This window comes from Arthrobacter silvisoli (assembly GCF_003369445.1).
Lineage (GTDB): Bacteria > Actinomycetota > Actinomycetes > Actinomycetales > Micrococcaceae > Arthrobacter > Arthrobacter silvisoli.
Window position 1 is genome coordinate 156,254 of sequence record NZ_QRCU01000037.1, and the last position, 13,395, is coordinate 169,648.

The 13,395-nt window shown below is 66.9% G+C and carries 14 protein-coding genes; 6 read left to right on the forward strand and 8 right to left on the reverse strand.

Going from position 1 to position 13,395, the window contains the following annotated elements; translation table 11 throughout:
• Nucleotides 1-3: 3 nt before the first annotated feature.
• The 4 genes from rnc to coaD all read right to left on the reverse strand — a co-directional run bounded on the left by rnc (nucleotide 4) and on the right by coaD (nucleotide 2,145).
• Nucleotides 4-723, reverse strand: coding sequence for a ribonuclease III (rnc, locus tag DWV11_RS10305; RefSeq protein WP_115788779.1), 720 nt, complete (start codon nucleotides 721-723; stop codon nucleotides 4-6).
• A 25-nt stretch (nucleotides 724-748) separates the two neighbouring features.
• The gene (gene rpmF / locus DWV11_RS10310) at nucleotides 749-952 is read right to left on the reverse strand and encodes a 50S ribosomal protein L32 (RefSeq protein ID WP_070347563.1); all 204 of its coding nucleotides are present in this window, start codon (nucleotides 950-952) and stop codon (nucleotides 749-751) included.
• Nucleotides 953-985: 33 nt separating this feature from the next.
• Nucleotides 986-1,513: a YceD family protein gene (locus DWV11_RS10315; protein WP_115788780.1), complete on the reverse strand. Its 528-nt coding sequence runs from the start codon at nucleotides 1,511-1,513 to the stop codon at nucleotides 986-988.
• 131 nt (nucleotides 1,514-1,644) lie between these two features.
• Nucleotides 1,645-2,145 carry a pantetheine-phosphate adenylyltransferase gene (coaD, locus tag DWV11_RS10320; protein ID WP_115788781.1) on the reverse strand — a complete coding sequence of 167 codons (501 nt, stop codon included), beginning with the start codon at nucleotides 2,143-2,145 and terminating at the stop codon, nucleotides 1,645-1,647.
• A 91-nt stretch (nucleotides 2,146-2,236) separates the two neighbouring features.
• Between coaD and DWV11_RS10325 the strand changes: the two genes are divergently transcribed.
• Nucleotides 2,237-3,496, forward strand: a complete 1,260-nt coding sequence (locus DWV11_RS10325; protein ID WP_245953542.1) for an aminotransferase class I/II-fold pyridoxal phosphate-dependent enzyme — start codon at nucleotides 2,237-2,239, stop codon at nucleotides 3,494-3,496.
• Nucleotides 3,493-4,296 carry a spermidine synthase gene (locus DWV11_RS10330; protein WP_210725719.1) on the forward strand — a complete coding sequence of 268 codons (804 nt, stop codon included), beginning with the start codon at nucleotides 3,493-3,495 and terminating at the stop codon, nucleotides 4,294-4,296. The genes DWV11_RS10325 and DWV11_RS10330 overlap by 4 nt, the downstream gene beginning before the upstream one ends.
• A gap of 24 nt (nucleotides 4,297-4,320) precedes the next feature.
• On the opposite strand, the gene rsmD is transcribed toward DWV11_RS10330, so the two are convergent.
• The 4 genes from rsmD to DWV11_RS10350 are packed head-to-tail and all read right to left on the reverse strand — an operon-like array spanning nucleotide 4,321 to nucleotide 9,372.
• Entirely contained in the window at nucleotides 4,321-4,887 is a 567-nt protein-coding gene (gene rsmD / locus DWV11_RS10335; protein WP_115788783.1) for a 16S rRNA (guanine(966)-N(2))-methyltransferase RsmD, read from the reverse strand.
• 39 nt (nucleotides 4,888-4,926) lie between these two features.
• Entirely contained in the window at nucleotides 4,927-7,257 is a 2,331-nt protein-coding gene (locus DWV11_RS10340; RefSeq protein WP_115788784.1) for an ATP-dependent DNA helicase RecG, read from the reverse strand.
• Complete coding sequence (locus tag DWV11_RS10345) at nucleotides 7,254-8,366, reverse strand: DAK2 domain-containing protein (RefSeq protein WP_115788785.1); 1,113 nt, start codon at nucleotides 8,364-8,366, stop codon at nucleotides 7,254-7,256. The genes DWV11_RS10340 and DWV11_RS10345 overlap by 4 nt, the downstream gene beginning before the upstream one ends.
• Before the next feature lie 22 nt (nucleotides 8,367-8,388).
• The gene (locus DWV11_RS10350; protein ID WP_115788786.1) at nucleotides 8,389-9,372 is read right to left on the reverse strand and encodes a thiamine-phosphate kinase; all 984 of its coding nucleotides are present in this window, start codon (nucleotides 9,370-9,372) and stop codon (nucleotides 8,389-8,391) included.
• Between the two features lie 106 nt (nucleotides 9,373-9,478).
• On the opposite strand from DWV11_RS10350, the gene DWV11_RS10355 reads away from it, so the two are divergent.
• The 4 genes from DWV11_RS10355 (at nucleotide 9,479) to DWV11_RS10370 (ending at nucleotide 13,395) form a co-directional block, all read left to right on the forward strand.
• A complete protein-coding gene (locus DWV11_RS10355) occupies nucleotides 9,479-10,072 on the forward strand; it encodes a YdcF family protein (RefSeq protein WP_115788787.1) in 594 nt (197 codons plus the stop codon).
• 186 nt (nucleotides 10,073-10,258) lie between these two features.
• The gene (locus DWV11_RS20120; protein WP_168404657.1) at nucleotides 10,259-10,426 is read left to right on the forward strand and encodes a hypothetical protein; all 168 of its coding nucleotides are present in this window, start codon (nucleotides 10,259-10,261) and stop codon (nucleotides 10,424-10,426) included.
• A 113-nt stretch (nucleotides 10,427-10,539) separates the two neighbouring features.
• A complete protein-coding gene (wecB, locus tag DWV11_RS10365) occupies nucleotides 10,540-11,709 on the forward strand; it encodes a non-hydrolyzing UDP-N-acetylglucosamine 2-epimerase (RefSeq protein WP_115788789.1) in 1,170 nt (389 codons plus the stop codon).
• Between the two features lie 3 nt (nucleotides 11,710-11,712).
• Nucleotides 11,713-13,395: a DUF6270 domain-containing protein gene (locus DWV11_RS10370; RefSeq protein ID WP_136017894.1), complete on the forward strand. Its 1,683-nt coding sequence runs from the start codon at nucleotides 11,713-11,715 to the stop codon at nucleotides 13,393-13,395.

Sequence of the window (13,395 nt, forward strand, 5' to 3'; positions counted from 1 at the left end):
AAATCAGCCGGCGCCGGGGGCGTCGCCGGAGCCGGCGTTCGCCTTGGTGGTGCTCAGGGTCCGCCAGGCATCGGCTGCGGCTTCCTGTTCGGCTTCCTTCTTGGAATGGCCGGTGCCCTTGCCGTAGCCGGTGCCGTTGATCTGCAGTTCAGCGGTGAAGATGCGGGCGTGGTCCGGCCCGGTGCCCTCCACTGCGTAGAAGACGACGCCGAGCTGACGGCTCGCGGCCAGTTCCTGGATGCTGGTTTTCCAGTCGGTGCCGGCGCCGAGCGCTGCAGCATCCGCCAGAAGGGGTCCCACCAGGCGCATGACCAGCTGGCGGGCAGTCTCGATGTCGTTGGAGAGGTAGGTGGCGCCGATGAGCGCCTCCATGGTGTCCGCGAGGATCGAGGATTTGTTCTTCCCGTTGGTGAGTTTTTCGCCCTGGCCAAGGTAGATGTACTCGCCGATGCCCAGTTCGCGGCCGATCACCGCGAGGGCGCGGGTGCTGACGACGGCGGACCGCCGCTTGGCCAGCTCGCCTTCGGGAAGGTCAGGGTTCTCCCGGAAGAGGAAGTCGGTGACGGAGAAGCCCAGGATGGAGTCGCCAAGGAACTCAAGGCGTTCGTTGGTGGGGATCCCGCCGTTCTCGTACGCGTACGAGCGGTGTGTCAGAGCAAGACGAAGCGTCTCGGCGTCAATGGTGACGCCGAGACGCTTCAGAAGCTCTTCAGTTGAAGACATCCTTTAATCAGCCTGTATGGCGGACTTAGGCGTCTGCGACCTTGCGGCCCTTGTACTCAAGGAACAGCGCGGTGCCAGCAGAGTCGGTAACGACCTTTGCCTGGTGCGGCAGGCTGTAGACAACCTGGCCGTTCTCGATGGTCTTTACCAAGTTGGGGGCAGAAGCCTTCCACTGGGCACGGCGGGCGCGGGTGTTTGCGCGAGACATTTTCCGCTTGGGAACAGCCACGGCTATCTCATTTCTCTCTTAGACGAACACTTACTAATCAGTTTGCCGGTCAGTCTTAGCCAGTTCAGCTAGGGCAGCCCAGCGAGGATCCAGGACCTCGTGGTGGTGCCCCGGCTCGTCTTCCAGGCGTATTCCGCATTCGGAACAAAGGCCCTGGCAGTCTTCCCGGCACACCGGCTGGAACGGCAGCGTGGTCACGACTGCGTCCCGCAACACCGGCTCAAGATCGATCAGATCGTGCTCGACTCGACGTTGCTCTTCATCGTCTTCCCCGTCCGAAAGCTGAACGCCTTCATAGAGGAAAAGTTCTTGCACATTGACCTCAAGGTCATACGCAAGGGGATCCAGGCATCGTCCGCATTCGCCCTTGACTTCGGCGAACGCGGTTCCGGATACCAGAATTCCTTCGTGTACGGCCTCAAGCCTCAGGTCGAGCTCGATGTCCGAGCCTTCCTGAACGCCAATGAGTGCCACACCAAGATCGCTTGGTGCAGGTACATGTTCTTTGAGTGTCCGCATGGTTCCCGGGCTGCGCCCGAGGTCCTTGACAAGCAGCATCAAGGGCGAACTTGCATCTCGCTTAATGAGAACTCCTGTAGAACATATGACCGACGTACCATCTTAGCCTGAACGTCCGAGCGGACTCAAACCGGGGCCACCGCACTGGCAGCGGCCCGAGGCACCGGTCCAGCTTACCCGTTCCGGCGCTGATCCGGCGCCGACTCGCCAGCGAGAATCCGCTTCAACACGGACTTGGGCACGAACTCCGACACATCGCCGCCCAATTGGGCCACTTCCTTGATGAGCGTGGAGGACAGGTGGATGTAGTGGGCCTCCGCCGGAAGGAAAACAGTCTCGACGCCCGTGAGTTGGCGGTTCATGGTGGCCATGGGCAGTTCGTAGTCGAAATCAGAGGAGGAACGCAGGCCTTTGACGATCGCCGTTGCACCGCGCTGCCGGCAGTATTCGGCCAGCAGCCCGTCCCCCATGGGCTCGACGATGATGCCACGCAGCGACGCGAGGGTTTCCCGGGCCATGTCCATCCGCTCTTCCAGGCCGAAGCGGTACTTCTTGGTGTAATTGGTGGAGACGGCCACGATCACTTCGTCGAACAGGCCGGCGGCCCGGGCAATCACTTCAAGATGTCCGTTGTGGATGGGATCAAAGGAGCCAGGGCACACTGCGCGTCTCATGCCTCGAAGCTATCGCATCCCCCGGCGGGATACCATGACACACACCGGCGGGCCCTGCCGGAATCCAGCCCCACCAGGAAGGCGGACCCGCGTGACGAGCCCCGTCCCCACCAGCCCCACCAGCATCACCCAGGACGCGTCCCAAGCGGCCGCGGCCCCGTGGCAGCGGGCGGCCACCGGCGCCAACCTACTGTCCGCTGACGGCTCGCTGGGTGTGACGATCTTTGAAGAGATGACCACCCTGGCCGTGTCCACCGGCGCCATCAACCTGGGCCAAGGATTTCCGGACGAAGACGGCCCCGCGGAAATGAAGGCCGCTGCCCAAGCGGCCATTACCGCCGGCGCGAACCAGTACGCGCCAGGCAAGGGCATCCTGGAACTCCGCGAGGCGATCAGCGCCCACCAGGAGCGCTTCTACGGGCTGACGCCGGACCCGCACACCGAGGTGGTGGTGACCACCGGCGCCACCGAAGCCATTGCCGCGTCCCTGCTCGCCTTCGTCCAACCGGGCGACGAGGTGCTCACCTTCGAGCCTTTCTACGACTCCTACGGCGCGATCATCGGCCTGGCCGGGGGCGTGCACGTCACTGCTCCCCTGCTGGCCCCGGATTTCATGCCGGACATGGACCGCCTGGAAGCGGCGTTCGGCCCCCGGACCAGGGTGGTGATGCTGAACAATCCCCACAACCCCACCGGGGCCGTATTCCCGCGTCCGGTCCTGGAACGGATCGTGGAACTGGTCGAAAAGCACAACGCCCTGATCGTCAGCGACGAGGTCTACGAGCACCTGACGTTCGGCGTGCCCCACATCCCGGTGGCCACGCTGCCGGGCGCCGCCGGGCGGACCATCACCATTTCCTCCGCCGGCAAGACCTTCTCCTTCACGGGGTGGAAGATCGGCTGGCTCAGTGGCCCCGAACACCTTGTGGCGGCGATCCGCACCGTCAAGCAGTTCCTGAGCTACAGCTCCGGCACGCCCTTCCAGGGTGCGGTGGCAGTGGGCCTGGGCCTGCCGGACACCTTCTACCAGGAGATCGCCTCCACGCTGCAGCGCAAACGGGACATCCTGGCCGAGGGCCTGCGCGCTGCGGGCCTGGGCGTCTACCTGCCGCAGGGAACGTACTTCATCAACGTGGACACGTCCCCGCTGGGAATCCGCGACGCCGTCGACCTCGCCCGCAGGCTGCCCGCACTGGTGGGGGTGGCCGCCATCCCGGTGCCTGTCTTCTGCCACCCGGAAGGAGCCGAACGGACCCGGAGCCTGTTGCGCTTCGCTTTCTGCAAGCGGGAGAGCGTGCTGGCCGAAGCGGCCTCGCGCCTGGCCAGCCTGCGCGACAAGCTCCAGGCATGAGCACGGCCGACGGTCCCGGGGGCCGGCGTTTCCTGCGCTCGAGCGGCCTGCACGCAAGCATCGAACAGGACGGACTGGTGGACGGCGCCTACGTGCTGAGCATAGGCGGGGCCGAACAATCGCATGTGAACCTGGCCCGGCCGGAGGACGTCTTCTACGAATACCTGCGCCGGATCGCCACCGTGGTGGACCTGGTGCCTCCCGCCGGTGCGCCGGTGAGCGCCCTCCACCTGGGTGCCGGAGCCCTCACCCTGGCCCGCTACATCCAGGCGACGCGCCCCGGATCGCTGCAGTACGCCGTCGAACTTGAACGCGAACTGCTGGACTTCGTCCTGCAGAAGCTCCCCATGCCCGAAGGCACCCGGCTGGAGACGCGGATCGGGGACGCCCGCGGCGAACTTGCCGCGCTACCCCCGGAACTGCTGTTCGACGTCGTCATCCTGGACATCTTCTCCGGCCCGGAAGCGCCGGAGCACATCGCCTGCCGGGAGTTCTACGAGGAGGCCGCGGCCCGGCTGGGGCCCGACGGGCTGCTGGTCATCAATGTCGGGGACGAGGCGGCGCTGACCCTGGTGCGCAGCCAGGTGGCTGCCATGCGTGAAGCGATCGGGTCCGGGGCCTTGGCGGACCTGGTGGCGTTCGCGGAAACCGGGATGTTCGCCGGCCGCTACCCCGGGAACATCATCCTGGTGGGCAGCAAGCAGCCGTGGCAGGACTCGTGGACCCAGTCCCTGCTGGCCAGCGGCCCCCATCCGGCCACCGTCCTCCGGGGCGTGGAGCTGGATCCGCTGTCCGACTGACCCAACCGACTGGCGATAAGGTACTCAGGCCGGTTCTGCGAACCAAAGCATCGTTTCGCCGTACTTCTTCCCGGCGAAACGTTCGAGCGTGTCCGGCCAGTCCGGTTCGGGCGAGCGGGAGGAGCGCTCGACGACGACCACCGCGCCATCGTCCAAGTGCCCGGCGAGCTTGGCCAGCACCGCCTGCAGCGACGGCTCATCCAGCGGGTAGGGCGGGTCCAGGAATACCAGGTCCCAGAGGGCGTCCTCCCCTGCCCTTTCCAGGAAGGACTCCACCTTTGACCGGTGGACCGAGACGGTCTTGCGGGCCAGCGCCTGGTTGACGATGTCCGCGTTGCGCTGGCAGACGGCCGAGGCGCGGGCGTCGAATTCCACGAGTTCCGCAGAGGCGGCGCCCCTGCTGGCCGCCTCGAGTCCAAGAGCGCCCGAGCCCGCATAGAGATCCAGCGCGCGGGCGTCGTCGATCACCCCCAAGGCTTCAAGGCGGGAGAAAAGGGCTTCCTTGACGCGGTCCGTAGTGGGCCGGGTGGCGCTTCCGGGCACGCTCTGCAAAGGGTTGCCGCCGGCAGCCCCGGCGATGATCCGGCTCAACGGCGTCGCTCCACGGGCATCACGCCATCCGCGTCCGGGCTATCCGCGTTCAAGGAAGGCCTCCTTCTCGGGGTTGAGGTATTCGTCGATCGCAGCCGCAAGGGTCTCGTGCCGGCCCAACTCCGGGTCATCGGCCACCAGCCGTTGGGCATCGCTGCGGGCGCGCTCGATCACGTCCCCGTGTTCCAGGACCCTGAGCAGCTTGAGAGTGGACCGCCCGCCTGATTGAGAGGCACCCAGGATGTCGCCTTCGCGCCGCAACTTGAGGTCCTCCTGGGACAGCTCGAAGCCGTCCGTCGTGGCGGCCACGGCGTCCAGGCGGCGGCGGCTCGGGTGCCCGGGCTCCAGGGTGGTGACCAGCAGGCAGGTCCCGGGCAGCCCGCCACGGCCCACCCGGCCACGCAGCTGGTGCAGCTGGGAAATGCCGAAGCGGTCGGCGTCGAGGATCACCATCAGGGTGGCGTTGCGCACGTCGACGCCCACCTCGATCACGGTCGTGGAAACCAGCACCTGGGTCTCGTTCGCCACGAAGGAGGCCATGGTTTCCGATTTGAGCACCGGGTCCTGGCGGCCGTGCAGCGGTTCGATCCTAACTCCGCGCAGGGCATCCTCCTGCCGCAATGCTTCGACGACCGCGGTCACGGACGCGAGCTCGCGGGCCGCGCCGTCCTCCGCCAGCGGATCCGGACTGCCGTCCGGCAGGTACACGGGTTCGTCTTCGCCCGGGGTGAAGTCGCCGTCGTCGTCCGTGCCGATCTTGGGGCACACCACATACACCTGGTGGCCGGCGTCGATTTCCTCGCGTGAGCGGGCCCAGATCCGCGTGGCCCAGCCGGGGTTCTCGGCCAGGCCCACCAGATGGGTGCTGATCGGGGCCCGGCCTGCGGGCAGTTCGTCGAGGACGGAGGTTTCGAGGTCCCCGAACACGGTCATCGCCACGGTCCGGGGAATGGGGGTGGCGGTCATGACCAGCAGGTGCGGCGGGCGGCTCGCCTTGGCACGAAGGGCATCGCGCTGTTCGACGCCGAAGCGGTGCTGTTCGTCCACCACGATCAGGCCGAGGTCCTGGAAGCTGGTCCTGTCGCTGAGCAGTGCGTGGGTGCCGATCACGATGCCGGCGTTCCCGGACGCCGCGTCCAGCATGGCCTGCTTGCGCGCGGCGGTGGGCATGGAACCGGTCAGGAGCGTCACCTGGACGGAGGCGGTGCCGGGCTCCTGCCCGAGCATCCCGGCGCCGCCGAACATGCCGTCCCTGGCCAGCGGTCCCAGCGTGCGCCGGATCGATTCGTAATGCTGGGCCGCGAGGACCTCGGTGGGAGCCAGCAGCGCAGCCTGCCCGCCGGCGTCGACCACTTGCAGCATGGCGCGCAGGGCCACGATCGTCTTGCCGGAGCCCACCTCGCCCTGGAGCAGCCGGTTCATCGGCGAATTCTGCGCCAGTTCCTGCGAGAGAGCCTTCCCGACGGCGGCCTGGCCGGCCGTGAGGGTAAATGGCAGCTGGCGGTCGAACGCGGTGAGCAGTCCGTCCGTTGCCGGCCGTCGCGCCGTGGCCTCTTCGGCGGCCAGCTGGGCACGGCGGCGTGCGAGGGCCGTCTGCAGCACCAGCGCTTCCTGGTAACGGAAACGGTCCCGGGCGTGCTTCCAGTCCATGGCCGTTTCCGGGGAATGGATCAGCTGGTAGGCCCGGCCGATGTCTGCGAATCCTTCCCGGTCCACGATGGCGGCCGGGAGGGGGTCTTCGATCCGGTCAAGGTCGATGGTGTCCAGCAGGGTGGTAATGACCTTGTGGATCGACCAGCTGGTGAGTTTGGCCGTGGCCGGATAGACCGGGATAGGCATCGCCGCGAGCTTCTCCGGGTCAGTCGTTTTAAGACCTGAGCTGCCGGCGGCTTCCGGGTCTTCATCCAGCAGCATGAAGTCCGGGTTCGTCATACCGAGGGCACCGCCGTAGCGGGTGACCTTCCCCGAGAACATGGCCCGGCGTCCCGGCTGCAGTTCGCTGCGCGCACGGAAGCCGTTGAAGAAGCTGATCTTCAGCGTTCCGGGCCCCTTGGAGCCCGCGACGGCTACTTCGGCACGGTTCCCGCCGGCGTCGTCGGTCACCACGACCTCGGTGAGCGAACCGCGGCGGGCGCGCATCTGCCGGGTGTTGTTCGAGATGACGCGGGCAACCAGGGTGGCTTCCTCATCCAGCGGGAGCTGCGCGATGGGCGTGAGCTCGCCGCGGGTGAGATACCGGCGGGGGAAGTAGTTCAGCAGTTCGCCGACGGTTTCCAGGCCAAGGTGCTTGGTGATCACGGAGGCCGAACGCTTGCCGATCCTCCGGTCCAGCGGCAGGCCCAGTTCGGGGTGTGCCAGCTCAGGACTCATGCCGGTGATGGCCTTCCAGGGGCAGCGGAGGCGACGCCGGAACCGGCTTCCGGGCTGGCGTCCGGATCGCGCGGCAGGGCCAGCTGGCTGACGGAAATATCGCTCGGCTCCCCGAGGGCGCGGATGGCCTCCACCGCGGGACCGGCTTCCGGGACGTGCACGTGGACCCGCCAGCGGTAGCTTGCCTCGATGCCGTCGACGTCGTCGTCATCCTGCTCGTCGCCGTCCTGGCTGCCGGACGCGGTGACGCTGCCCACCTGGCTCATGATGACGGAGTCGCCCAACTCATCGAGCTTCTGCCGGAGCGTGGCGGCGGCCAGGGGTGAAAGTTCGATGGTGCACATGACTTCCACGCCCTCGTCGTCCGGCAGCCCGGTGTGGATGTGCGGGTCCTGGACGTCGTAGCCATGCAGTCCATCCAGCAGCTCGTCCTGCAGTTCCTCACCCAGCACGGCCGAGCGCAAGCAGTCCAGCACCAGGAGCATCCCCACGCCGCCGGCATCCACCACATGGGCATCATGCAGGGGCGCCAACTGCTCCTCGGTGCGAACCACGGCCCGGAGGGCGGCATCCACGGCGGCGTCCAGGGCGAGGCCGAGGGCATGGTTGCTGTCGTCGCCGTTCTGGGCGGCGTCCACCTCGCCGGCTGCCTGGGCAGCGGCTTCGAGCACGGACAGCATGGTCCCGGAGACGGGCTCGCTCAGCGCCGACCACGAACGGATCTGCGCCCGGTGCAGGGCAGCGGCCAGCAGCGGGGCGCTGAGCCGGCCATGCCCGGCGAGGGGCTCCGCCATCGCGCAGAGGAAGACGGCGAACAGGGTCCCCGAATTGCCGCGGGCCTGCTCCATCGCCGCGCGTCCGGCCGCCGCCAGCACCGCGCCGACGTCGTTGGCCTGTTCGGCCTTGAGCTGTTCGGTCTTGGCCTGGCCGCTTTCGGGGCTGCGGGCTTCCTTGCCATCCGCTGCGCTCAGGGCTGAGACGGCGGCCCGAACGGTGAGGTACAGGTTGGTGCCGGTGTCGCCATCGGCCACCGGGAAAATGTTGATGGCGTTGAGCCGGTCGCTGTGGTTGCCGAGAGTAGTCTCCGCTTTGCCCAGCCAGCGCTTCATTGCATGCACATTGGCGGCGATCTTAGTCTGCAAAGTGATCCCATCCCACGGTGTCGGCGGACTCCCCGGCTATCCGGACGCCCACGCGTTCTCCCCCGGCAGCGGCCCTGACTGAGCCTACCGCAGTGAAGGGCTCCGGGAGCTCAACTCCGGCCGGAAAGGCTGCCAACAGGCCGTGGTCCTCTCCCCCGCCGAGCACCCAGTCCATGGGGTCGACGTCCAGCAGCGACGCCGCAGCTTCGAGGGCGTGGGCCTGGGCCTTCAGGGCAACCGGATCAAGGTCCAGGATGACGCCGCTGGCTGTGGCGAGGCGGCCGCCGTCGCGCATCAATCCGTCCGAAACGTCCATCATGGCGGTGGCCCCCGCTGCCGCTGCCCGCGGGCCGGCGGCCAGGGGCGGCACCGGGCGGCATTGGCGGTCCACGAGTTCCCGCTGTTCCGGGGTGAGGGATTCGAGCGGCACCGTGCTTTCCAGCAAGGCCAGGCCCGCGGCCGCGCGGCCGAGGGTTCCCGCGAGAGCAAGGGTGTCCCCCGGCTGCGCTCCGGAGCGAAGCACCGGAGCCTTCCCGTGCAAGGTCCCGACGACGGCGACCGTCACCGCGATCTCCCGCCCCCTCCCCAGGTCGCCGCCGGCCACCGAGCAGTCCGAGGCGCCGAGACCGGCGATGCCGGCGGTGAGACCGTCGGCGAAATCCTCCACCCAGGACACCGGCGTCTCCGGGGGCATCGTCAGGCTGACGACGAGGGAGGTGGCGGTTCCTCCCATCGCGTTGATGTCGCTGAGATTCTGGGCTGCGGACTTCCACCCGACGTCGTAGCCGGTGGTGCGGTAGCCGTTGTTCCAGTCCAGTCGGAAGTCCTGGTCCTGGGTCTGGGTATCGATGGAGATGACGGCCCGTCCGTCCGGGGCCGCGACGACGGCGGCATCATCACCTGGTCCAAGCAGGACACTGCTGCTCGACTCGAGGCGCGGGAAGATCCGGGCGAGCAGCCCGCTCTCCGACATGTGGGCGACAGTCAGTACTTTTTCCGGCACGCTTCTACGCTAGCCGCTCGTGCTGACATTCGGTGAGCGGGCGGGGCGCTGCCATGCCTGCTTTTAGACTTGCAGGGTGCAACAGAAAAACAGGAGGCTGACGAGGTATCTCTCAGCCGGCGCCGCGGGCCTCTTTGTTCTCTGGTTTGCGGTCTCCCTCCAGCTTTTCTGCCTTGTGTCGACGCCGGTCCCCCCGCCCGTCGATGCCATCGTCGTCCTGGGCGGCAGCAGCGATGAACGGCTGCCCGCGGCGCAGGCCCTGGAAACGGCGCAGGCCCTGGCTGCCCAGTCCCGGGCCGGCCAGGCTGCGGCGCCGGTGCTGGTCCTCTCCTGGACCGACACACGGGGAAACGCCTCGGTCGATGCGCTCTGCAACGCGGCGTCCTTTCCGCAGCAATCACTGATTTGCTTCCGGCCGGAAGGCATGGACACACGCGGCGAGGCGGCCTCCGTCGCGAAGCTGGCCAAGGAGAACGGATGGCACTCGGTGGCCGTCGTGACGTCCTCTTACCACGTGCTTCGGGCCGGGACATTGATGCGCCAGTGCACCGCGGCGGATGTCCACATGGTGGCGTCGGAACCGGCCCTGGATTCGCTGCAATGGCTGCGGCGTTTCGTCATCGAAGAAGCCGGCTTGCTGGACGTGAACCTGCGCCCCGAGTGCGGTTGAAGCCACCCCGTGATGGCCCTCGTGCAGGCATCCGGCGCCGCTCCCGGCTAGACTCGTTGCGGACCTTTACGGAATCGGACGCGAAAGGAGCAGCCGCTGGACACCCCGCAAGACAGTGCATCGGAGCTTCTTTCAGCCCCCCGGCACGTGCACCGGAGGCGCTTCCGTTCCGACATCCCGGAAGACATGTTCGTCGACCTTCCGGTGCCGCAGCCACAGGCTGGAAACCGCGCGGCGAAGCCGGAACGGCGGCCAAGCACCTTCGGCCGCAAACGCCTCGTCGCCTTGGCCGTGGTGGCTGCAACAACGCTCGCAGTCCCTGCGCTGGTCCTGGCTTTGCTGTTCATCAGATAGCCGAAAAACGGCGCCCGCCGTTCATCTTGGAGCCGCTTGCGCATTCCTTGTCACAGGGGGATGTCAAGTAACATTCAGGATGTTGTCAATTATCCAAATACCCGGGGGAAGCAATGCCCACTGTCATGCCCATTTTCGGCACCAGGCCCGAAGCCATCAAAATGGCACCCATCGTTGCCGCCCTGCAGCAGTCGGACCTTTTCGATTGCGTTGTCACCGTGACAGGCCAGCACCGGGAAATGCTCGACCAGGTCAACGAACTATTCGGGATCGTCCCCGACCACGACCTCAACATCCTCCAGCAGCGTCAGTCCCTCTCGGCGATCATGACGCGCACCATCGACGGTCTCGACAAGCTCTTCGCCGAGCGGAAGCCCGACGCCGTGGTTGTCCAGGGTGACACCACGACGTCGACTGCCGGCGCAATCGCCGCCTTCTACCACGGGATTCCAGTGGTCCATGTCGAGGCCGGCCTGCGCAGCGGCGACCTCTTCTCGCCCTTCCCGGAGGAAGCGAACCGCAAGATCACCAGCCAGATCGCGAGCCTCCACCTGGCGCCGACGAGCGTCAGCAAGGCCAACCTGCTGGCCGAGGGCGTCAACGACGAAGACATCGTCGTCACCGGCAACTCCGTCATCGATGCGCTCCTGACCACCGTCGGGAAGCAGATTCCCTTCACGGACCCGCAGCTTGAAGAACTCGCCTCCAGCGGCCGGAAAATCCTCCTGGTCACCACGCACCGCCGCGAGAACCAGGGCGACGCGATGCGTGGCGTCGGACGCGCCCTGGCCCGGATCGCCGACGCCGAGCCTGACATGGTGATCGTGCTTCCGGCGCACAAGAACCCGGTGGTCCGTGAAGCCGTGCTGCCCGCGCTCGAAGGCAAGGGCAACGTGGTGGTCACGGAACCCCTGGCCTACGGCGAATTCACCCGCATGCTCTCCCTCGCCCACATCGTCCTGACCGATTCCGGCGGAGTCCAGGAGGAAGCCCCGAGCCTGGGCAAGCCGGTCCTCGTGATGCGCGACAACACCGAGCGTCCCGAAGCCGTGGCCGCCGGAACGGTGTCGCTCATCGGCACCGACGAAGACCGGATCGTTGCCGAGGTCGACCGCCTCCTGCACGACGAGGCGCACTTTGACGCGATGGCAAACGCCGTCAACCCGTACGGTGACGGCAAGGCGTCAGAGCGCACCGTTGCCGCCATCGCGGAACTGCTGAGGATCGGCAGCCGCATCGATGAATTCGGCTCCGAACTCGACGAACGTGCCGTCCGCGTCTGATTGATGCGCCCCTTGAAAGTCTTCTCCTATGGCGGAGGCCCTGCCTCCGCCATAGTTGACCATTTTCCCGGCGACGCCGTTCAGCAGGCGGGCCTGGTATCCCGCCAGTCGCTGATCAGCGCCATGGGCGGGCCGAGCGGCGCGGTGTTCGCGGACGCCGCGGCGCGCCCGGCTGCCGTGCGCGTCCTGCAGGCCGACATCGCCGCTTCCTTGCGGAACGACGTCGAGGCCCGCCTGCCGGGTATCGATATCGTGCTGTGGGATCTGTTCGACGAACGCTTCGGCGTGGACCGCCTTGTCGACGGGACATACCTGACCCGTTCCCCCGAGCGGGTCAAGCACGTCACTGCCGGCTCCGGTGCGATGCGGACCATTGTGTTCGGCACCGATGAACACTTCGGGCTATGGTGCGAAGCGGCGGAAAAGTTCCTCGGTTTCCTGGCGAGGAAAGCACTCCTCCAGCGCACCTACGTCCTGGATCTCGCGTGGGCGCGCACCGACGAAAACGGCCTCGACGCCGAATTGCCTTTCGGCCTTTCCTCGGACAAGGCAAACGCCGAATTCTCCCGATATGCCGCGTACCTGCGCGATCGCGGCGTCCAGGTACTGAGCCATTCCAGGACGTGGACCTCACGCAACCACAAATGGGGCCCGGCGCCGTACAACCTGCACGACGCCGTCTACGGAGAGGTAGCAGGGAAGCTGCTTGGTCTGCTGCCGGAAGAGCTCCTCGAACCGCCTGCCTCCGCCCCCGTCAACAAGGTTCCCGTCCACGGCTTTCCCGTCCACGACGCGCGGCACAAGGCACCGATCCTGGCGTGGGCCGGACTCGATGACTTCGACGCGTCGCAGGAAGGGCGGACCCACCACAGGATTGCGCCCGCCGCCGGCGAGCTCTACGGCCTGTGCAGCCTTATCCAGAACAACGGCTCGGACACCCTGCTGGTGGTAAGCCACGGCGCCCTGAACCGGGAAAAGTACAGCCTGCCCCGCTTCGAGTGGCTTGCCACACTGGAAGGCCGGCCCGAGAACCTGATGTTCCTGGCCGACACCGCGCTCGAACCGCACAACGACCTGGAGTTGGCCTGGTTCACTGGTAGTGCCGCGGACGACCTCACCGAACGCTATGCGGAACTGGTGAAGCGGGCCGCCCGCCAGCTGGGGGCCAGGAAAATCGTCTTCATGGGCGGCTCGGGCGGCGGGTTCGCCTCCCTCGCCCTGGCGTCCAAGACTCCGGGAAGCCGCGCCCTGGTCTTCAACCCGCAGACAAACATCCAGCGGTACTGGCTGAAGTCGGTACGGAACTACGTCAGGCGGCTTTTCCCTGAATTCGCCTCCGAGAAGCAGCTCAACCGCCTCGGGGGACGCTGCGAGCTGGCCACCGCGTATGGAGCGTCGCCGCAGCTTGAGCACCAGGTCCTGTACGTCCAGAACGACGACGACCCCCACCACATGGAGAACCATCTGGGTCCTTTCGCCGCCGCCCTGGGCATGGAACCCCGCACCGGGGTTTCGCCGGACGGCAAGGTGAGGATCGTCGTCGAACGCTTCGCCGAAGGGCACAACATGCCTTACAGGACGGTGCTGAATCCTTTCGTTGACCTGGTCCTCTCGGGATGGGACGCACCCTTTGTCCAAGGCCCGTTGCCTACGGTGGAACCGGCAGGGCGTGCGGTTTCCGGCTAG